The sequence below is a fragment of the Grimontia marina genome, assembly GCF_900060185.1.
Lineage (GTDB): Bacteria > Pseudomonadota > Gammaproteobacteria > Enterobacterales > Vibrionaceae > Enterovibrio > Enterovibrio marinus.
Genome location: NZ_FIZY01000015.1, coordinates 49,687 through 71,183 on the forward strand (window position 1 = coordinate 49,687; position 21,497 = coordinate 71,183).

A 21,497-nucleotide genomic window follows, 5' to 3' on the forward strand; every position below is an offset into this window, starting at 1 on the left:
ATACACCTCGCCGCGCCTAAAACGCTTATAGCGAGAACAAAACTTAACCACCAAAGGTCAACAGCCCCTAGGAGCCAGATCACAGAATCTGGTGAGTTGGTAATTTGGGTTCCCTCGCCCCCAATGACAAAAAGGTTCACAATGAGCACTTTTACGCCCGCGCAACAGCGCAAAGCCCTCTCTTTCCTGGTGGTTTTCCACCTGGTTATCATTGCATCCAGTAACTACCTGGTTCAGTTGCCATTTACCGTTTTCGGGTTTCACACCACTTGGGGTGCGTTTACTTTCCCGTTCATTTTTCTGGCAACCGATCTAACTGTTCGCATCTTTGGTGCGGGTCTTGCGCGCCGGATCATTTTCGCGGTCATGGTACCGTCGTTATTGATCTCCTATGTGCTGTCGGTTCTTTTCTACCAAGGCGAATATCAGGGGCTGGGTCATTTGACTGAGTTTAATCTGTTCGTTGCGCGTATCGCTGCAGCAAGCTTTATGGCTTACCTGCTGGGGCAAATCCTCGATATCCATGTGTTCAACCGTCTGCGCCAAACCAAGCAATGGTGGGTGGCACCAAGCTGTTCAACGCTGTTTGGTAACGCGATTGATACCCTGGCGTTCTTTGCGATTGCTTTCTACAACAGCCCAGATGCCTTTATGGCGGAGAACTGGGTAGAAATCGCGCTGGTCGATTACGCATTTAAACTGGTGATCAGCCTCGGCTTGTTCGTCCCTATGTACGGTGTGCTGCTGAACTATATTGTCAGCCGCATTACCCGGGTGAACGAAACGGTTGAAACCAAACTGGTTTAACAGCGAAATCAACGCAGAATATTGAGGGAAAGAGAGCCGGTCGACAGACCGGCTTTTTTTATGTCTTATCCTCAAGCGCTATAATCGAAACACGAGCGTCTTGGCGCTGACTATTTCAAGGAATCCCTCATGATCATTCGAGAAGGCACGCTGGCGGAAGCTGTGAACGTGCTCAGCCAGATTGATGAGTTTGCCCATCAGGAAAACCTCGCGTCGTTAAAAAAACGTATTGGTGATAAAGCATCACTGGTATTGGTTGCTGATATCGACGGCGAACTTTGTGGCGTCAAAATTGGCTATCAGTTAGATAACGAGTGCTTTTACAGTTGGCTGGGTGGTGTGACCAAAACTGGTCGCCGTCGTGGTACTGCGCAGGCATTGCTTCATGCGCAGGAGCGTTGGGTGGCAAAACATGGCTATACCAGTCTCAGAGTGAAGTCCCGTAACTGCTTTGCAGGCATGCTGTGTTTACTGTTGAACAATCACTACCAGATTGAACATCTGGAGAAGAAAGAGGCATTGGCGCAATATCGCCTTCATTTTGTGAAGAAAATCACACCTGTGGCATGAAGGTAAAAAACAACAAAAATACTGCTTGCCAAATAGTAATGAGAATGATTATTATTTGTCTTGTTCGAGGGCAAGTGGGAAACTTACTTTCGGACACACGACATTGCTCACATTGCTTCCAGTATATGTTTTTGCATAAAACTGCTTACGTTGTGCAGTTGACCCTGATGCAGGCGACGCTTTTGCTCAAAGCGTCGCTTTTTTCTTTTCTGTCCTAAATAAACCCTACGCCAGTTCAACCAGCTTACTGACCAGCTTGGAAATCCCTGCATTTGCCTGACTGACTGAGGTGGCCAGCATGTATGCCGGCGTTGAGAGTAGGCGACGGCTTTGATCCAGCACGAAGTCATCCACTGGGCAATCAATGTGCTCACCGCCCATGGCGTTGAAAGCCGCCGCTGTTTGTGGATCGTTACCTATGGTGCCTTTTGCGCCTGGCCCATACACTTTCGGGATCAGCACCGGAGAGATACAGACATAGCCAGCAGGTTTTTCCGCCGTGGCAAACGCCTTACACACGCGCAGCACTTCTTTCTCGATCTCCATTTCTTCGTCGCTGGTGGCAAAGGTGCTCAGGTTCTTAGCAACGCCAAATCCGCCGGGTAGCAGCAGGGCATCAAACTCATTCACGTTGAGTTCGCTAAGTGGCTTTACATCACCGCGGGCAATGCGCGCCGCCTCTACCAGAACATTACGTGTTTCACCGGATTCTTCACCCGCGGCATGATTAATCACATGGTGTTGATCAACATCCGGCGCGAAGCAATGCCAGGAAGCACCCGCCTGCTCAATGGCCAACAGGGATAAAACGGATTCATGGATCTCTGCGCCGTCGTAGACACCACACCCAGCCAGAATGACTGCCACTTTCTTCATAAATGTGTCCTCATTTTAAATTCGGGACAGGCAATCAACGCTCATTCCTAGCCTGTCAGATCATCAATGCTAGGCTAGTTTATGAGCAAACTGGTAGGGATTTGAATCTAACCGGATCACATCCTTACAGATCGATAAAAGAAAATTTTTCTGGATAACTCGATCATGCCACTAATTTCTTTTTCCACAGCCGATGATCGGCGATCGATCCTGATCACGATCAACGACTTAAGGTTAAGTGTCTAAAAATTATAAGGTAAATTTCTTTCCCTTATGGCATTCCGAATTTGATCTACAGACCTGAAAATAAATACCAACAAACTTATCCACAGCGGTTTTTAGTGAATGAGCTGTGTATAAGGCTTATGCACAGGGTGGGGAAGGTCGGCTAAGTAGAGAAGAATAATGTTGTAAATCCAAAGCGATCACCTTGGCATTCCTGAGCCGAAGAGCGAAATCTCGGGTTAACAGACTCCGGAACTCGTGGCATCCTTACCCATCAATCATTTTCCGGTTAGCTTATAACGTTATGGCGACGACTTCTGATAACCCGTTGATCCTGGTCGACGGCTCTTCTTATCTCTACCGCGCGTACCACGCTTCTCCCAACCTGACCAATGCCAATGGCGAGCCAACAGGTGCCGTTTATGGCGTCGTGAACATGCTGCGCAGCTTGGTGAAACAGTATCCGCAATCTCATGTGGCGGTGATTTTCGACGCCAAAGGCAGGACTTTCCGTGACGACATGTATGCGGAATACAAAGCGAACCGTCCGCCAATGCCGGATGATCTGCGCAGCCAAATTGCTCCGCTGCATCAAATCATTGAAGCCATGGGCTTCCCGATGCTGGTGATTGAAGGCGTTGAAGCGGATGACGTTATCGGCACACTGGCGGTGCAAGGTTCTAAGGCAGGCATGCCAATCCTTATCAGCACCGGTGATAAAGACATGGCGCAGTTGGTGGATGAAAACGTCACCCTGATTAACACCATGACCAACGTGATCATGACGCCACAAGGCGTGCATGACAAATACGGCTTTGGCCCAGAGCACATCATCGACTATCTCGCACTGATGGGCGATAAAGTCGATAACATCCCGGGCGTACCGGGTGTAGGTGAGAAAACCGCCACGGCGTTGATCGCCGGTATCGGTGGTCTGGATGCGCTGTATGACAACCTTGATAAGATTGCAGACCTTAGCTTCCGTGGCTCAAAAACCATGGCGAAGAAGCTAGAAGATAACAAAGAGAATGCTTACCTCTCTTATCAGCTTGCGACTATCAAGCTTGATTGTGAGCTGCCGTTTAAGCCGGAAGAACTGATTAACCGCGCGGCAGATAACAACATGCTGGTTGAGCTTTTCACTGAACTGAACTTCAAGCGCTGGCTGGCAGAAGCCCAAAGTGGCAGTGCAGGTGTTGATGCCGTCGCAGAGCGCGCAGCTTCTGGCGCTTCAGCAGCGAAATCGTCTGTCAAAGCAGAAGTAACATTCGAAGCCGCTGCGATTGATCGCAGCCAATACGAAACCATCCTGACAGGAGAAGACTTCCAGCGCTGGATGGAAAAGCTGAAGAAAACCAATGTCGTGGCTTTCGATACCGAAACCGACAGCCTGGACTACATGGAAGCCAACCTGGTAGGCATTTCCTTCGCCGTTGCTGAAGGTGAAGCGGCTTACCTGCCGCTGACTCATGACTATCTGGATGCGCCGAAGCAGCTGGACAGAGACTGGGTGCTGGCAGAAATGAAACCCTGGCTCGAAGATGCCGGTGCGCTGAAAGTTGGCCAGAACCTAAAATACGATGCGAGCGTGCTGGCACGATACGATATCGCGATGCGCGGCATTGCTTACGACACCATGTTGGAATCTTACGTGTTCAACAGCGTTGCGGGTAAGCATGACATGGATAGCCTGGCACTTCGCTACCTGCAGCATAAGTGCATCAGCTTTGAAGAGATTGCGGGTAAGGGTAAGAAGCAACTGACCTTCAACCAGATTGAAATGGATCAGGCGTCCCCTTACGCGGCAGAAGACGCTGACGTTACCCTGCGCTTGCACAATGCTCTGATGGCGCAGCTCAACAATGACGAGAAACTGAAAGTTATTTTCGAGCAGTACGAAATGCCGCTGGTGCCAGTACTGTCGCGTATTGAGCGCCATGGTGTGTTGATCAGTGCAGAAATGCTGGCGAAGCAATCTCAGGAAATTGCGATTCGCTTGGATGAACTTGAAAAGGAAACTTATGAGATTGCCGGTGAAGAATTTAACCTGAGTTCACCCAAGCAGCTCCAGGCTATCCTGTTCGAGAAAATGGGTCTGCCAGTATTGAAGAAGACGCCATCAGGTACCCCTTCTACCAACGAAGAAGTGCTTCAGGAGCTGGCGCTGGATTACCCGCTGCCAAAACGCATTCTGGAATACCGTGGACTGGCGAAGCTGAAATCCACCTATACCGATAAACTGCCGAAGATGGTGAAACCAGCTACTGGCCGTGTGCACACTTCTTATCATCAGGCAGTAACGGCAACGGGTCGCTTGTCATCAACCGATCCGAACCTTCAGAACATTCCTATCCGCAATGAAGAAGGCCGTCGTATCCGTCAGGCGTTTATCGCACCGGCAGGGAAAACCATTCTGGCAGTCGACTACTCGCAAATTGAACTTCGTATCATGGCGCACCTGTCTGGTGATGAAGCCCTGATTGATGCTTTCCGTCACGGCAAAGACATCCATGCGGCAACGGCTGCAGAAGTGATGGGGATTGATATCAGTGATGTGACCTCAGAAATGCGTCGCCGTGCGAAAGCCATTAACTTCGGCCTTATCTATGGCATGAGTGCGTTTGGCTTGGCAAAACAGCTCGGCATTCCACGTGGTGAAGCGCAGCAATACATGGAGCGCTACTTCGAGCGCTACCCAGGCGTACGCCAATACATGGAAACCACCCGACTGCAGGCTGCCGAGCAGGGCTATGTAGAAACTATCTTTGGCCGCCGTCTTCACCTGCCGGAAATCAAATCTAGTAATGCCATGCGTCGCAAAGGGGCAGAGCGCGCTGCAATCAATGCTCCTATGCAGGGAACGGCAGCAGATATCATCAAACGCGCGATGATTTTGGTGGATGCCTGGATTCAAACCCAGCCTGAGGGTCGTGTGGCACTCATCATGCAAGTACACGATGAATTGGTGTTGGAAGTAGATACCGAACACCTTTCTGACATTGAGCAACAGGTTTGTAAGTTAATGGAATCGGCTGCGTTGCTGGAAGTTCCGCTGGTCGCCGAATCTGGTAGCGGCGAAAACTGGGATCAGGCGCATTAAATCAGGCGGTTGATTCCGACCTGACTCGCACAAACACTTAAAACTTAATGCGAAAAAAGCCCGTTACTGCGGGCTTTTTTATTTCTTAAATGAAGCAATATGAATACATTAGGTGTTTATTTTTATAATTTGATGAAAAAAAACTACGTAAAGGGTTTTCTTAATCGGCCATTTGATATACAGTAAGAGGCGTAGGGTAAAGAGGTAAGATGTTCTATCTTTCAGACCTTTTGTTTCACGTTATTGGATTTAGCTGATTCAGCAGCCCCGGTTGACAAATGTCAGCCGGGGCATTTTTTATTGTGCTTTTCCTATCCAATGCTTCTTCTGGGTATCGCTCATTAATTACTTTAAATACATTATCTTATATTCATTTCTATTGATGTATTTGTATTTTGTTACCGCTCATTAGAGTAAATACTTTAATTTGAGGGCGTTGGCGTTATAATGACCACTGCTTCTTGTTCTTGATGTGTCAGGGTTGTCTGCAATCCAACTTACGACAGGCAACTCACACGTTATTTCTGACCGAATTGAGCGATCGATTCGGTCTTTTTTTATCCAATCAAATCTGTAACTCACTTCCAGAATGAAAACGATCGTTATTTATACGATTCTCATGATATTTCATATTAAAAAATAAGTTTGGCAAATAAAAATAAAGCGATTAACAATCAATGTGTTGGAATTTTTAACAGAACAGGTGCCTGATCTTTGAGGCAAATATGATAGGTGTTTAGGCGGGTCTAACTTGCGGGGTTGGGGAAAATCACTGACACTAGCTTTATAACGACTAAAAAAAACCTCCTATTTCTCTCCCGTTACCCCACCTACATGGTGGGGTCTTTATTTTCAGCGTCCTGACAGATTAAGCGTCGTCGTTTTCAGTATCTTGCTGATCAGATTCTTGTGGGATTTCGAGTGTCGGTGCGTACCAACCATCCAGCTTTTTACGCAGTTTATCGACACCAATACCCTTTAATGATGAGTAAAGCTCGACTTCTACATCACCGCCAAAATCTTTGGCTGCTTCACGCACTTTTAAAAGCTCTGCTTTGCGCGCGCCGCTTTTCAGCTTGTCACACTTGGTTAGCAGTGCCAGCACCGGCAAGTTGCTGTCTACCGCCCAGAAAATCAAATCCTGATCCAGCTCTTTCAGTGGGTGACGGATATCCATCAGCACGACGAGGCCTTTAAGCTGGTTACGCTTTTGCAGGTATTCGCCCAGAGATTTCTGCCATTTTAGCTTCATTTCCAGCGGCACTTGCGCGTAGCCGTAACCCGGCAAGTCAACAATGTGGCATCCCTCATCCACTTTAAACAGGTTGATTAATTGTGTGCGCCCCGGCGTTTTACTGGTTTTCACCAAGCTTTTTTGATCACAAAGCCTGTTTATTGAGCTAGATTTACCAGCATTGGAACGACCTGCGAATGCGATCTCGATACCAGTATCATGAGGTAAAGCCCTGATATCTGGCGCACTGGTAATAAAGTGGGTGTTTCGATAGTTGAGTGAAGGATTCACTGTTAACTCCGTCTCGACTTTATGTAGTCGACTGATTACTTTTATGTGAAATTGTGTAAAATGACCGTGCTCGGTTTTTGCTCGATGATTGTATCATGATGGCGTGGGCATCGTGGTATTGGAAGCTTGATAATTATAAATGGAATGTCATGAAGAGATTAGCGCTACTACTCACTTTATTCGCGAGCTTTACTGCCTTTGCACAAGGCGATGCAGAAGCAGGTAAAGCAAAATCAGCCACTTGTGCCGCTTGTCACGGTGCAGACGGTAACAGCGTCATTCCCGCCAACCCTAGCCTTGCAGGTCAGCACGAAAAATACCTTCTTAAGCAGCTCAAAGAGTTCAAGCTGGGTATGACGACTGGCGGAGAGCAAGGTCGTAACAATGCCGTGATGGCCGGCATGGTGGCTGCACTGTCTGAGCAAGACATGGCAGATTTGGCGGCATACTACGCATCACAAACTGCGAAGCCGGGTACGACACCGGAATCTTCTATCGAAATTGGTAGAGAGCTGTACATGGCTGGTGACCAAGAGCGTGGTATTGCAGCTTGTATTGCGTGTCACGGCCCTCGTGGTAACGGCACCGCACTGTCAGGCTTCCCGAAAATTTCTGGTCAGAGCGCCGATTACATGAAAGCTCAGCTGATGGCATTCCGTGACGGTCAGCGCAACAACGACCTCAACGGCATGATGCGCATTGTGGCGCAGAAGCTGTCAGATAAAGAAATCGAAGCTATCTCGAACTATGTAGGCGGTCTGCACTAACAGACTGTGCAATAGCCAGATTGCGCAAAAAGACGTCAAAAAGGCAGCATTCGCTGCCTTTTTTCGTTTGGGTTTCTATTATTTCCCATGATCTTGTAAGCGATTGACCATTCTTTATAGAGAAAGGTGCTTAAATATTTGCTGGTTTTTATTTTTTTCTTCCATATTTCAGAAAGATACTTTTTAAGTGCATTTGGTGATTGTTTGAATTGTGAGTTACCGCCTGTTTTGAAAAGTGCGAAAGCGTAAACTTATTCATGTCGACAGGAGCACGACACGGAAAGGACAATCAGGACGATTTCGCAGGGCTGCGCAAGGATTCAAACGGACTTTGGCTTAGGAAAGCCTCAGAGACCAGGACGTTATGTTGTCAGGATGGCATTCAAAAGTGTGAAGGATTCACACTCAGCATGGACCACCTTCAGGACGAAAGGTTAGGACACACACCAGGATGGTGATGACGACAGGACGTTGCGAGTAATAACTCAAATAAAAACGGCAGGACGCCCGCGCTTAGAAGGACCCTTATTCACCGGGATGTGGTGTTACTGTTAGGGATGAAAACGGTAAATCCGTTCATTAGAACGCTATAGAGCGACAGGCTTTGCCTGTCGCTTTTTTCTTATTCAACTTTCTGCTACATTTCCCGCCATTCAATTTGGTGTAGAAATCCCCATGTCCCTTGAATGCCCTCTATGTAGATCTGCTGATATAGCCGATTTCGAGCAGGATAGACGTCGCCGTTTCTTCCGTTGTCAGGAATGCTATCTGGTCTTTGCAGACCCTGAGTGCCTGTTATCACCGGAAGAAGAAAAAGCCGTCTACGACAAACATGAAAATGTCGTGGAAGATGAAGGCTATCGACGTTTCCTAAGCCGTCTCGCGACACCGCTTATGGAAAAAATGGGTGAGAGCGCAAAGCAAGGCTTAGACTTTGGATGTGGTCCCGGTCCGGCTTTAGCCGCCATGCTTGAAGAAGCCGGACACCAAATGGCCGTGTACGATCCGTATTTTGCGCCCAACCTCAGTGCGTTGGACACTACGTATGATTTCGTGACCTGTACAGAAGCCATTGAACACTTTTATATGCCTCACAGGGAATGGAGACAATTGCTGAACTTGGTCAAGCCGGGAGGCTGGTTAGCCATTATGACCAAGCTTGTTATTGATGCTCCAGCTTTCAAAAGCTGGCATTACAAAAATGACCCAACCCACGTGAGTTTTTTCAGTCGCGAAACGTTCCGCTTTTTGGCCGAGCGTGATGGTCTTGACGTGGACTTTGTTGGTAACGACGTAATTTTACTGAGGAAGAAAAACGAATGACCCGCAAGAAAAAAGCCCGCAAAGTTGGCTCTGAAGGTCCTGCGCAATACAGCGAGAAGTCGCTGACCAAAGAAGACATTGCTGCGCTGGCACGCAAGCGTAAGAGCAAGCGCAAAGGTCTGAAGTCTGGCTCACGCCACTCGGAAGGTAAAACCGCGCAACAGCGTCAGGCGCAGGCACAACGCGACCCGCGTCTGGGCAGCAAAAAGCCTATCCAGTTGGTGGTAGAAGCCAAACCACATCCAAAATCTGCAGAAGCGAAGAAGGCCCGTCGCCTGAGCGCTGAGCAGGAATTGGAAATGTTGGAAAATGATGCGCAACTAAATGTGCTTCTCGACCGTATTGAAAACGGTGACAGTTTGGGCGCAGGCCTTCAGCAATATGTTGATGAGAAGCTGGATCGCATCGAGGTGCTAATGAAGCAATTGGGTCTGTTCGAAGAGGACGAGCCTGAAGCGGAAGAAGCGCCGAAGAAAAACAAACGCCGCGGCGACGACGATTTGCTGGCGGAGTTTGAAAACTTCAAATTTGACCAGGAGTAAGTGTTGGAAACTCTTCCTATAGGTGTTGTGGCACTTGGTGGTGCCATCATTCTCGGTTTGGCTGTGTATGCAGGCTGGTTGTTGTCGAAACTTCGCCATCAAACCAAAATGCAGGAAAAGGCGATGAACGCCGCTATTAAACAACGCAACGAGAAAATCATTGAGAGTGTAGATGTGATTGCCATGGCGACACTGCAAGAGCAGTGCGACCTGTCAGAAGCGGCTATCCGCCTTTACATGATCATGGACCACCTGCAGGGAGAGAAGCGCGTGGAGTTCCCAGAGCGCTTCCCCGCACTTTACGAGTTGTATGATGTGGTCAAAGACATGCCACGCGGCGATGCGCGTAAGAAGATCGAAAAGCGTGAACGTATGCGCCACGACATGGAGCGCATGAAGGCGGAATCCCGACTGCAGCAGGCCATTCATACTGAGCTTGAAGAAATCCTTGCATTCACTGGTGCGAAAATGACGCCAGTGCGTACTTTGGCGAGTTAACGACTTACCCTTAAAGGTACGATCTGACCAACAATTTTCCCGTTCCTTGTGCGGGAACAATTCTTAGCAGCCGGAGAGTGTGGCAGAATTGGCCAACTTACACTTTCCGGTTGTTCATTTTGGCGGGAACATACATGTCTAAGCAGCAAATTATCTGGGATCAGGCACTGATCGAGAAGTATAACTACTCAGGGCCGCGTTACACCTCTTACCCAACAGCACTGGAATTCCATGAGGTTTTCACGGCGGCTGAGTTTGATATGGCATGCACCCAATACCCAGATCGTCATCTTTCGCTGTATGTGCATATCCCATTCTGCCACACCCTTTGCTACTACTGTGGCTGTAACAAGGTGATCACCCGTCATGCACACAAAGCGGATCAGTATCTAGATGCGCTGGAACTGGAAATCCGTCAACGTGCATACCTGCTTCGCGACCGCAACGTGACTCAACTGCACTGGGGCGGCGGTACGCCAACCTTCCTGACCAAAGAACAGATTTCCCGCCTGATGTCCCTGCTGCGTGAAGAATTCCGTCTCAATGCCGATGCGGAAATCAGTATCGAAGTGGATCCGCGTGAAATTGAACTCGACATGCTGGATCACCTGCGTAGTGAAGGCTTCAACCGTCTAAGTATCGGCGTGCAGGATTTCGATAAGACAGTTCAGAAAGCGGTGAACCGTGAGCAGGATGAAGACTTCATCAAAGCCATGGTGGTACGTGCCAAAGAATTGGGCTTTCGCTCGACCAACCTGGATCTGATTTATGGCCTTCCGCACCAAGATAGTGCAACCTTTGCTAAGACATTAGAGCAGGTGCTGACCATGCAGCCGGGCCGTTTGTCTGTTTTCAACTATGCGCACCTGCCACAACTGTTCGCGGCGCAGCGAAAAATCAAAGAAGACGATTTGCCATCGCCACAGGAAAAACTGGCGATGCTGGAGCAAACCATTAACACCCTGACTGGCGCAGGCTACCAGTTTATCGGTATGGACCACTTTGCCTTGCCGGATGATGAACTGGCGGTAGCGCAGCGTGAAGGCATCCTCCACAGAAACTTCCAGGGTTACACCACCCAAGGCGATTGCGATCTGCTGGGCTTGGGGGTGTCAGCGATTTCCATGATTGGTGATTGCTATGCACAGAACCAGAAAGAGCTGAAGAAATACTACGGTCAGGTCGACGAGCAACGCCATGCGCTGTGGAAAGGTGTGATGCTGGATGGCGATGATTTGCTTCGCCGTGAAGTCATCAAATCGCTGATCTGCAACTTCACCCTGGACAAGCGTGCGATTGAACGCGAGTTTGATGTTTCCTTCGATACCTACTTTGCGGAAGATTTGGATTTACTGCAGTGCTTTGTCGATGATGAGCTGGTGAGCATCGATGCAGATACCATTAAAGTGACGCTGAAAGGGCGCCTGCTGATTCGCAACATCTGCATGTGCTTTGACACTTACTTGCGTGACAGAGCGCGTCAGCAGCAGTTTTCCCGCGTGATTTAATGCTGTCTCACACCACAAGAAACGAAAAAAGCCGCTGATTGCGGCTTTTTTGTTGGCTGTTGATGGGGCGTTATACGCCGCTGCCGATGCTGAAAATAGCCAGCACCACAGCCAGTGCTGCCGCTGCCAGTTGACCTGGGCCTGCAGCAACAATTTCATTTGCGGTAAACAGTGCGTCGAACATGATACTTCTCATCCGGCGTAAATATGGGTTTTCAATCAAGGGGATTATCAAAGCAAAGGCTTTGCATTGACCTTGGTTGCTTAAAATTCGGCGGCATTCTACTTGAGTTTTGAACAAAAAAACACCGGCTTTTGCCGGTGTTTTCAGGATATTTTTCAGGTGAGCGGATTAGCCGCGGGATGCCGCTTTGGCTTTCAGTTCCGCTTTTTCGCTATCAGACAGGAACGCGATTTCCATGCCGTTCGCTTGAAGCTGAGTGATTTGCGCTTGGCTCAGACCCGCCTGCGGTGCGGCCACTTCGTATTCGTAAGGTAACTCGATACCTGATACTGCAGGGTCATCGGTATTCAACGTTGCCAGAATGTCTTGTGCCAGGAATTGTTTCACCGGGTGTGCTTCCAATGAAGCCACAGTGCTGGTTTGCACGTTAGAGGTGAGGCAAGACTCAATACCGATACGGTTTTTGGCCAGAAACTCCATCAAAGAAGGATCTTCGATGGCTTTCACACCATGGCCGATACGGCTAGCGCCCAGCTCATTGATTGCCTGCCACATGCTTTCTGCTCCTGCCGCTTCGCCAGCATGCACAGTCACATTCAGGTTGGCTTTACGTACTTTGGCAAAGTGGTCGTTGAACTGATGACCCGGCTGGCCCAGCTCGTCACCGGCCAAATCGATAGCAACCAGGTGCTCTTTCAGTGCCAACAGCGCATCCAGCTCCTGCATGCAGGCTTCCACACCAAAAGTACGGCTCATGATACCAATCAGGTTGGTTTTCACGCCGAAGTCACGGCTACCAGCCTGAACGCCATCAATCACCGCTTCCACCACACCTTGCACTGGCAGTTGGTGTTTCATCGCCATGTAGTAAGGTGAGAAGCGAAGTTCTGCATAGTCAATGCGCGCATTCAGTGCATCTTCGACGTTTTCATAGGCGACAAGGCGGACCGCGTCCAGATCGCCAAGTACAGCCACACCCCAATCCAGCTTGGACAGGAAACCAACCAAATCCGGCTCGTTAGACATAACCTGAACGTGTGGGCGGAGTGTGTCGATAGTGTCAGCAGGAAGCGTCATGCCGAACTTCTGACCCAGTTCCAGAATGGTGTTAATACGAATATTGCCATCAAGGTGACGGTGCAGATCCGTCAGAGGAAGGTGGGTTGCGATCATGTGAATATCCTTAAATCAACTTTTGGCAAGTATAAGGACTAAATACAAGGTCGTCAGTAGGGCTGGGAAAGGAAACCGCCTAAAAAGGCGGTTTTGAAAAGATTGTCTACCAAATTTATTTAAATGGTGAACTGCTCTGGATTTATGGCATTTGAAGTTCTTTGAGCTTACGGGTCAGGGTGTTACGTCCCCAACCAAGCAGTTTTGCCGCTTCCTGCTTGTGCCCCCGGGTGTGGCTGAGTGCTTCACGCAGCAAGATACGTTCAAATTCAGGCAAGGCTTCACGTAGCAGGTTGTCATCACCGTTATCCAGCGACAGACGAGCCCATTGGGATAGCGCGGCCTGCCAGCTGTCACCTTCGCCGGTACTTTCCATTGATTCAGGTTGCATCAGCTCTGGCGGCAAGTCTTCGGGCAAAATTTCTTTACCGCTCGCCATCACTGTCAGCCAGCGACAGGTGTTTTCTAGCTGGCGCACGTTGCCTGGCCAGGAAAGACCTGACATTAAATCCAGTGTGGTCGGGTGCAGTGATTTGACCTCGATATCGAGCTCATCAGAAGCTCGCTTGAGAAAGTGTTTGGCGAGCTGGCCGATGTCCTGACGGCGTTCACGAAGCGGCGGCAGGTGAACGCGAATCACGTTCAGGCGGTGGAACAAGTCTTCACGAAAACTGCCTTCAGCCACCAACCTTTCAAGGTTCTGGTGGGTTGCTGCAATGATGCGGACATCCACATTGATGGCCTGATGGCCACCTACACGATAGAACTGGCCATCGGCCAGCACGCGCAGCAGACGGGTTTGGATATCCAGCGGCATATCACCGATTTCATCCAGAAACAGGGTGCCGCCATTGGCCTGCTCAAAGCGACCCTGACGGACATTGTTGGCACCGGTAAAGGCTCCTTTCTCGTGACCAAACAGCTCAGACTCAATCAAGTCTTTTGGAATTGCAGCCATGTTGAGTGCGATAAACGAGTTGGACGCGCGTGGGCTATGGCGGTGGAGAGCATGGGCAACCAGCTCTTTACCCGTACCTGACTCGCCGTTGATCAATACGGAAATCGATGAACGGGAAAGGCGACCAATGGCGCGGAAAACTTCCTGCATAGACGGCGCTTCACCGATAATCTCCGGTGCGGCTTCCATCGTTTCTTTGGGTGAGCGCTGGCGTTTTTGCTCCTGACTGTGGGAGACAGCTCGCTCAACCAAAGCGACGGCTTCATCAATATCAAACGGCTTTGGCAGGTATTCAAATGCCCCTTTCTGATAGGCACTCACTGCTGCATCCAAATCCGAGTGAGCCGTCATGATGATGACGGGTAATGTCGGGTATTCAGATTGCAGACGGTTTAGCAGGGTGAAGCCATCGGTGCCCGGCATGCGGATATCAGAGACAAGTACATCCGGGACTTCCCGGTTTAAAGCGTCCAGCACGCTGTCAGCATCGGCAAACGTTTCACAGGCAAGTCCGGCTGCGCTTAGGGTACGTTCCAGTACCCAGCGGATTGAGCTGTCGTCATCGACGACCCAGATTAGTCCTTTGCTCATATTCTCCCCTTAGCGACGAATGGGTAACAAAATGGTGAAAGTGGTGTGTCCCGGCCAGCTATTTACGTAAATCTTGCCTTTATGCTGATCTATGAGGTTTCGGGTAATGGAAAGTCCAAGCCCTGTGCCTCCGGGGCGCCCTGACACCATGGGATAAAACAAGGTGTCCTGGAGTTCAGGGGCAATGCCAGGACCATTGTCAGAAATATCGATACGTGCAGCCAAACGGTGGCGCTTCCCGCCAATCACCACCTGATGTTCAGTGCGGGTGCGGAGAACGATTTCAGCATTTGGGCTGTCTCCTATAATTTGCGCCGCATTGTTCACCACGTTGAGGATGGCCTGCTCCATCTGATCAGGATCCATCTCGATGTCGGGAAGGCTGGGGTCGTAGTCACGTTCCACCACCACCTTATCTGCACTGAGTTCTACCAGCTGGCGAACTTTCTCCAGTATCACGTGGATGTTTTCTTGCTGGCGGTGACCGGGCTTTTGTGGTCCCAGTAATCTGTCGACCAGATTGCGCAGACGGTCAGCCTGCTCAATGATGATACGGGTATATTCCCCAAGACTTGGGTCGGGCAGCATTTTCTCTAAAAGCTGAGCTGCACCTCGAAGGCCACCGAGCGGGTTTTTAATTTCATGGGCAAGACCACGCACCAGCTCCTTGGCAGCCTGCTGTTGTGCCTGCTGCTGCAACTCTTTACTGATTTGTTGTTGGTGGCCAATAGCTTTGATTTCAATCAGCATAGAAGGACTGCGCGCCCACATTAAAGGGCTGGCACTCAGTTCTACTTTGCGCTGGTGGCCATCCACGACGATGGTGACATCGCTGTCTGTCAGCCCCTGACCGCCAGAGAGGGTTTCTTTAACCAGCTCAAGATCGATAGAGCAGTGTTGTAACAAGTCGGGAAGGGGGTGCTCCAGTAAGCGGCGTGCGCTGAGACAGAGCAGTTGCTCGGCTGCAGGGTTGGCATAGGTGACAACAAGATCATTATCAAGCACCAACACCGCAGTGATCAGGTTATCCATAACAGTTTCGGTCAGCGTGGCCACATTACTTTCCTTTTGGTTGCACCAATATGGTGCAACCCAGTTTACTCGATAGTGCGATGTTGTGCAGCGAAGAAAATCCACTTTCTACAGCAGCGCTGCAAAATAGCGTCTCAGCCTGTGTTATCTGGGGGTTGGTTTGCCCGGAGGCGGGGCTTTTTTCTTGGTTGCCCGATGCAGATACACAGTGATTGAATGGGATGCTGCAATTACCTTGCCATCTTGTAGTAATTGCACCTTTATGGTGTGGGAGCCTCGATCAACGTTGGTTAAGGTTAAAGATGCACCTTTTGAGACGGGCTGTTTCTTTCCATCAACCACGGCGCGAACAGATTGATTTTTCCCTAGTGGCAGGTCGGTAGAAATGTTGAGGGTGATATTGCCTTCATTACTGCGAATCGTGGCCTCATCGCCCGGAGAGATCAGGGAAATTGAGCTGGCCAGCGGCGGCACTTCGGGGGCGTCAGGTATGGGCGGCGCTTTCGGAGCGGCAGGTGAAGCAACATTGGATGGCCCCTGAGCGGGTAGAGGAATCGTACCTAATTCCACCTCGAGCTCCAAACTCGCGGAAGGTGGCGAATCGCTGAAATGCAGGGTGCCATTTTCATCAACCCAGCGGTAATACTCACCCGCGCTGGCGGACACAGACAGTACACCAAAAAAGAGCATACCGATTTTGCGCATCATGAATTCCTTGAGTTTCTGGCGGGATGCCAACAAACCTATTTTCGGTGGGGGAGAAATTCAGACAATAGAAAAAGGGCCCGCCTGTGAGCGAGCCCTTTGATTTGTTATGAAACCCGTTGAATTACACTGAGTAGTACAGTTCGAATTCCAGTGGGTGAGTGGTCATGTTCACCTTCTCAACGTCCTGAGATTTCAGTGCGATGTAAGAATCGATGAAGTCATCAGAGAATACGCCGCCTGCAGTCAGGAACTCACGGTCATCGCTCAGGCACTGCAGTGCTTGCTGCAGAGACTCTGCTACCTTTGGAATTTCTGCAGCTTCTTCTGCTGGCAGGTCGTAGAGGTCTTTATCCATTGCATCGCCAGGGTGGATCTTGTTCTTAATACCGTCAAGACCAGCCATCAGCATTGCTGCGAACGCCAGGTATGGGTTTGCTGCTGGATCACCGAAACGAACTTCGATACGGCGTGCTTTCGGGCTTGGTACCACTGGGATACGGATAGAAGCAGAACGGTTACGTGCAGAGTATGCCAGCATAACTGGAGCTTCGAAGCCTGGAACCAGACGCTTGTATGAGTTGGTGGCAGGGTTTGCAAAGGCGTTGATTGCGCGAGCGTGTTTGATAATACCGCCGATGTAGAACAGTGCAGTTTCAGACAGGCCACCGTACTTGTCGCCAGCGAACAGGTTCTGACCGTCTTTCGCCAGAGATTGGTGTACGTGCATACCTGAACCGTTGTCGCCAACCAGTGGCTTAGGCATGAAGGTCGCAGTCTTACCAAATGCGTGCGCTACGTTGTGAACAACGTACTTGTAGATTTGGATTTCATCCGCTTTGCTTGTCAGTGTGTTGAAACGCGTTGCGATTTCGTTCTGACCTGCAGTTGCTACTTCGTGGTGGTGCGCTTCAACAACCAGGCCCATCTCTTCCATCACCAGACACATTGCTGAACGGATGTCTTGAGATGAATCAACTGGTGCTACTGGGAAGTAACCGCCTTTAACGCCTGGACGGTGACCTTTGTTACCGCCTTCGAAATCAGAACCGGTGTTCCATGCTGCTTCTACGTCGTCAATCTTGAAAAAAGAACCTGACATGTCAGTCGCGAATTTCACATCGTCAAACAGGAAGAACTCTGGCTCAGGACCGATCAGAACAGTGTCTGCGATACCGGTAGAGCGCATGTAGTCTTCAGCGCGTTTTGCGATAGAGCGTGGGTCACGGTCGTAGCCTTGCATGGTTGCTGGCTCAAGAATGTCACAACGTACGTTCAGCGTTGCGTCTTCCGTGAATGGGTCAAGTACAGCGGAAGACGCGTCAGGCATCATCACCATGTCTGACTCGTTAATGCCTTTCCAGCCTGCAACAGATGAACCGTCGAACATTTTACCTTCTTCGAAGAAGTCCGCGTCGATCTGGTGTGCTGGGATTGAGATGTGCTGCTCTTTACCTTTGGTATCGGTGAAGCGCAGGTCAACAAACTTAACTTCGTGCTCTTGGATTAAGGCGAGTACGTTTTCTACTGACATGTGAATAAACCTCCGGTGTCATTGTTCTCTAACTTGGCGAAGGAGCGTCTTTGCGCTTCACCAAAAATGGGTCTGGCTCCACTAAAGCGAAAAGTGTGCCAAGTTTGAAATCCCAGTCGTTACCGATAGTTACACGATAATGACTTAAAAAAGTGCGTTTATTTGATCAATCTTGGTGCGCGTCCGCACTAAAATGGTGCAATGGGAAGGATTGCGTGCCATCCAAGTCATTCAGCAGCGGTTCGGCTATGTTGTCAACGTCAGATCAATGTGATGGATAAGACAATGTTGGAGCTGTGAGGTGGATCGAAAGTCGGCCTATTGTGGTGCAATAAAAAACGCAAGAAGTCGACCCATGATAAGGGCGAAAAATGTTGCCCAAATGTAGCGCACTGTTCGCCCGCAGACAGTATTGGATAAGGGATGGAGACAGACTTCCAAAGTGGGCTTTTTGTGTCGGTAACAAGGCAGAACGAATATAAATTGATCCTAAGTCACATATTTCGTGGGTTTTCAATAAAAATCTGGTAAATTACGGCCGGATTTTTAATCAGTGGCGGTGAGCGCTTTCGGCAAAGCCGGAGCTTTTGGCGGCACATCTTTTTTGAGTGAAAGAGAACCCATGTCTACTTTACAGATAGATAAACTGAGAAACATCGCGATCATCGCGCACGTTGACCACGGTAAAACCACCCTGGTTGACAAACTGCTTCAGCAGTCTGGCACCCTGGAAACCCGTGGCGAGCACGAAGAACGCGTCATGGACTCGAACGACATCGAGAAAGAGCGTGGCATTACCATTCTGGCGAAGAACACCGCGATTAACTGGAATGATTACCGCATTAACATCGTAGATACCCCAGGACACGCCGACTTCGGTGGCGAAGTGGAACGTATCATGTCGATGGTTGACTCTGTACTTCTGATCGTTGACGCAGTTGATGGCCCCATGCCACAAACTCGCTTCGTCACGCAAAAAGCGTTCGCACATGGTCTGAAGCCAATCGTTGTTATCAACAAAATCGACCGTCCTGGCGCACGTCCTGATTGGGTAATGGACCAGGTGTTTGACCTGTTCGACAACCTGGGTGCTACTGACGAGCAGCTGGACTTCCAAGTGGTTTACGCATCAGCACTGAACGGTTGGGCGACGCTGGAAGAAGGCGAAACCGGCGAGAACATGGAACCACTGTTTCAGGCTATCGTTGACAACGTATCAGCACCAGAAGTTGATACCGAAGGCTCTCTGCAAATGCAGATCTCTCAGCTGGACTACAGCTCTTACGTTGGTGTTATCGGTGTTGGTCGTGTGACCCGTGGTTCTGTAAAACCTAACCAGCAAGTGACCATCGTAGGTGCTGACGGTAAGACCCGTAACGGTAAAGTCGGTACGGTACTGGGTTATCTGGGCCTTGAGCGCCATGACGTTGCATCTGCAGCAGCTGGTGACATCATCGCAATCACAGGTCTGGGCGAGCTGAAAATCTCTGACACCATCTGTGACGTGAACGCGGTTGAAGCGCTGCCAGCGCTGTCTGTTGACGAACCAACTGTGACCATGACTTTCCAGGTGAACACCTCCCCTTTCGCAGGTAAAGAAGGTAAGTTCGTGACTTCACGTAACATCCTTGAGCGTTTGCAGAAAGAACTGGTTCACAACGTTGCACTGCGCGTTGAAGAAACTGAAGACCCGGATAAATTCCGCGTTTCAGGTCGTGGTGAACTGCACCTGTCTATCCTGATCGAAAACATGCGTCGTGAAGGCTTTGAGCTTGCTGTATCTCGTCCAGAAGTTATTCTGAAAGAAGAAGATGGCCAGCTGATGGAACCGTTTGAGACCGTGACCATCGACGTTCAGGAAGAGCACCAGGGCGGCATCATGGAGAAAATCGGCCTGCGTAAAGGTGAGCTGAAAGACATGTCTCCAGACGGCAAAGGCCGTGTACGTATGGACTTCATCATGCCATCTCGCGGCCTGATTGGCTTCCAGACGGAGTTCATGACCCTGACTTCTGGTTCAGGTCTGATGTACCACACCTATGACCATTACGGTCCACACAAAGGCGGTAACATTGGCCAGCGTAACAACGGCGTACTGATTGCGAATGCAGCAGGTAAAGCCCTGACTAACGCCCTGTTCAACCTGCAGGAGCGTGGTCGTCTGTTTATCGGTCACGGTGTTGAAGTTTATGAAGGTATGGTTATCGGTATTCACAGCCGTGACAATGACCTGACTGTTAACGCCCTGAAAGGTAAGCAACTGACCAACGTACGTGCATCAGGTACTGATGACGCACAGGTACTGACTTCACCAATCAAGTACACACTGGAGCAGGCTCTGGAGTTCATCGACGACGACGAACTGGTAGAAGTGACCCCTGAAAGCATCCGTATCCGTAAGAAATTGCTGACAGAAACTGACCGTAAGCGTGCAAGCCGCGGCAGTAAGTAAGCCTTCTTAGGAACGTAAAAAGCCTCTCGGATGGGAGGCTTTTTTGTCTCTACCGCTTTTTGTTCTTCTGCGTTATTTGACGAACTTGTTGTAAACAAACAGCAGAATAAGTGCGCCTACTGTTGCCATCACGATGCCGCCAATGCTAAGACCTGTTGTGGTACCAATGCCCAGCAGTGTGCTGACCCAGCCACCAACCACAGCACCAGCAATACCCAGAAGGGTTGTGATAATGAAACCGCCACCGTCTTTTCCTGGCATGATCCACTTCGCGAGAACACCTGCGAGTAAGCCAAGAATGATCCAAGAAATAATGCTCATATTTTCTCCTCCAAGTTGAGAAACGGTAATACCGTTGAATGCAGGCAGTAAATTGCCTGGGCACACCTTACGGTAGTTTGTCTCACATCGTCTGTTTCAACTCCGAGAAAATAACTGAGACGGTTGGGATATTTCTCTTAGTTCTGGAGGGTTGCTAGGAAGCGCTCTGACTCTGTGATGGCTGTTTGCATATCCTTGATTGCATAGTTAATTTCTTTTTCCAAACCAGCAAATTCACCCTTCAAAGCACCAATGGCGGCAGCGTTGAGGTTGTGTTTTAGATACAGAGTGTTATCGCGTAGTGTGTCGAGAACAGGCCCCATTTTGCTTTCTGCTTTTTTCATCGCAGATAACATTTGCCTGTAACTGCGCTCGGTTGCCTTGAGTTTACGTTCACTGTCGCGGCGCAGTGTTGCACTGGAATAGAGGGAAAGCTCCTCGCGCCATTCATCGAACAGGGCGCCAGACACATCTTCAACGGCTGCGATGCGCTCATGTACATTGTCCACGGCCGCTTCGCTGTCTTCGTACTGCTCGTTGATGGTGTCGTACATTGTTTGTAACTCTCCGCCGTCGAAGTTGGTCAGAGTGGTGAGCGCATCAAGCGCACTGGTAAACTGCTCGCTGGCTTCCTGCTGAGCATCGGAAGCAGCCTCAACGCGATCGACCATGATGTCACGCTTATGTACACCGACCTTTTCCATGGTGGCGTAATAGGCTGACTGACAGCCAGCCAGCGTAAAAAACAAAAGCAGGGTGGAGATGAGGCGCACGGTACACTCCTTCGTGTATGATTAATTTTCTAA

Annotated in this window: 19 protein-coding genes; 10 read left to right on the plus strand and 9 right to left on the minus strand. The window is 49.7% G+C overall.

Features of this window, described 5'->3' with window-relative positions; genetic code table 11:
- The first annotated feature begins 141 nt into the window (after positions 1–141).
- Positions 142–807: a 7-cyano-7-deazaguanine/7-aminomethyl-7-deazaguanine transporter gene (locus tag GMA8713_RS09885; protein ID WP_062708670.1), complete on the plus strand. Its 666-nt coding sequence runs from the start codon at positions 142–144 to the stop codon at positions 805–807.
- A gap of 129 nt (positions 808–936) precedes the next feature.
- The gene (locus GMA8713_RS09890) at positions 937–1,377 is read left to right on the plus strand and encodes a GNAT family N-acetyltransferase (RefSeq protein WP_062708673.1); all 441 of its coding nucleotides are present in this window, start codon (positions 937–939) and stop codon (positions 1,375–1,377) included.
- 225 nt (positions 1,378–1,602) lie between these two features.
- Here the strand turns inward: GMA8713_RS09890 and elbB are convergent, their stop codons facing one another.
- Positions 1,603–2,253 carry an isoprenoid biosynthesis glyoxalase ElbB gene (gene elbB, locus GMA8713_RS09895; RefSeq protein ID WP_062708677.1) on the minus strand — a complete coding sequence of 217 codons (651 nt, stop codon included), beginning with the start codon at positions 2,251–2,253 and terminating at the stop codon, positions 1,603–1,605.
- A gap of 529 nt (positions 2,254–2,782) precedes the next feature.
- Here elbB and polA point away from each other — a divergent pair.
- Complete coding sequence (polA, locus tag GMA8713_RS09900; RefSeq protein WP_062708681.1) at positions 2,783–5,578, plus strand: DNA polymerase I; 2,796 nt, start codon at positions 2,783–2,785, stop codon at positions 5,576–5,578.
- A 209-nt stretch (positions 5,579–5,787) separates the two neighbouring features.
- Positions 5,788–5,835, plus strand: coding sequence for a small protein SpfP (gene spfP / locus GMA8713_RS28745; RefSeq protein WP_438356882.1), 48 nt, complete (start codon positions 5,788–5,790; stop codon positions 5,833–5,835).
- Positions 5,836–6,446: 611 nt separating this feature from the next.
- Here the strand turns inward: spfP and yihA are convergent.
- A complete protein-coding gene (gene yihA, locus GMA8713_RS09905) occupies positions 6,447–7,103 on the minus strand; it encodes a ribosome biogenesis GTP-binding protein YihA/YsxC (RefSeq protein ID WP_062708684.1) in 657 nt (218 codons plus the stop codon).
- 149 nt (positions 7,104–7,252) lie between these two features.
- Between yihA and GMA8713_RS09910 the strand changes: the two genes are divergently transcribed.
- The 5 genes from GMA8713_RS09910 (at position 7,253) to hemN (ending at position 11,741) form a co-directional block, all read left to right on the plus strand.
- Positions 7,253–7,870 (plus strand): c-type cytochrome, encoded by a 618-nt coding sequence (locus GMA8713_RS09910; RefSeq protein ID WP_062708688.1) that lies wholly within the window; start codon positions 7,253–7,255, stop codon positions 7,868–7,870.
- Positions 7,871–8,545: 675 nt separating this feature from the next.
- Positions 8,546–9,193, plus strand: a complete 648-nt coding sequence (locus GMA8713_RS09915) for a class I SAM-dependent methyltransferase (protein WP_062708691.1) — start codon at positions 8,546–8,548, stop codon at positions 9,191–9,193.
- On the plus strand, positions 9,190–9,735 hold the full coding sequence (yihI, locus tag GMA8713_RS09920; protein ID WP_062708695.1) for a Der GTPase-activating protein YihI: 546 nt from the start codon (positions 9,190–9,192) through the stop codon (positions 9,733–9,735). Before GMA8713_RS09915 ends, yihI begins: the two co-directional genes overlap by 4 nt.
- Positions 9,736–10,233, plus strand: a complete 498-nt coding sequence (locus GMA8713_RS09925) for a DUF2489 domain-containing protein (RefSeq protein ID WP_062708698.1) — start codon at positions 9,736–9,738, stop codon at positions 10,231–10,233.
- 134 nt (positions 10,234–10,367) lie between these two features.
- On the plus strand, positions 10,368–11,741 hold the full coding sequence (gene hemN / locus GMA8713_RS09930; RefSeq protein WP_062708701.1) for an oxygen-independent coproporphyrinogen III oxidase: 1,374 nt from the start codon (positions 10,368–10,370) through the stop codon (positions 11,739–11,741).
- Between the two features lie 352 nt (positions 11,742–12,093).
- Here the strand turns inward: hemN and add are convergent, their stop codons facing one another.
- The 5 genes from add to glnA form a co-directional block, all read right to left on the minus strand.
- A complete protein-coding gene (gene add, locus GMA8713_RS09935) occupies positions 12,094–13,098 on the minus strand; it encodes an adenosine deaminase (RefSeq protein ID WP_062708704.1) in 1,005 nt (334 codons plus the stop codon).
- Positions 13,099–13,240: 142 nt separating this feature from the next.
- Positions 13,241–14,647, minus strand: a complete 1,407-nt coding sequence (gene glnG / locus GMA8713_RS09940) for a nitrogen regulation protein NR(I) (protein ID WP_002539706.1) — start codon at positions 14,645–14,647, stop codon at positions 13,241–13,243.
- 9 nt (positions 14,648–14,656) lie between these two features.
- Complete coding sequence (glnL, locus tag GMA8713_RS09945; RefSeq protein WP_062708707.1) at positions 14,657–15,703, minus strand: nitrogen regulation protein NR(II); 1,047 nt, start codon at positions 15,701–15,703, stop codon at positions 14,657–14,659.
- A gap of 120 nt (positions 15,704–15,823) precedes the next feature.
- On the minus strand, positions 15,824–16,387 hold the full coding sequence (locus GMA8713_RS09950) for a DUF4124 domain-containing protein (protein WP_062708709.1): 564 nt from the start codon (positions 16,385–16,387) through the stop codon (positions 15,824–15,826).
- A gap of 121 nt (positions 16,388–16,508) precedes the next feature.
- Positions 16,509–17,918, minus strand: a complete 1,410-nt coding sequence (gene glnA, locus GMA8713_RS09955) for a glutamate--ammonia ligase (RefSeq protein ID WP_062708712.1) — start codon at positions 17,916–17,918, stop codon at positions 16,509–16,511.
- Between the two features lie 622 nt (positions 17,919–18,540).
- Here glnA and typA point away from each other — a divergent pair.
- Positions 18,541–20,370: a translational GTPase TypA gene (gene typA, locus GMA8713_RS09960; protein ID WP_046305085.1), complete on the plus strand. Its 1,830-nt coding sequence runs from the start codon at positions 18,541–18,543 to the stop codon at positions 20,368–20,370.
- 72 nt (positions 20,371–20,442) lie between these two features.
- On the opposite strand, the gene GMA8713_RS09965 is transcribed toward typA, so the two are convergent.
- Both GMA8713_RS09965 and GMA8713_RS09970 read right to left on the minus strand, forming a co-directional pair.
- The gene (locus GMA8713_RS09965; RefSeq protein WP_062708715.1) at positions 20,443–20,691 is read right to left on the minus strand and encodes a GlsB/YeaQ/YmgE family stress response membrane protein; all 249 of its coding nucleotides are present in this window, start codon (positions 20,689–20,691) and stop codon (positions 20,443–20,445) included.
- 137 nt (positions 20,692–20,828) lie between these two features.
- Positions 20,829–21,464: a DUF2959 domain-containing protein gene (locus GMA8713_RS09970; protein ID WP_062708717.1), complete on the minus strand. Its 636-nt coding sequence runs from the start codon at positions 21,462–21,464 to the stop codon at positions 20,829–20,831.
- Positions 21,465–21,497: the final 33 nt, after the last annotated feature.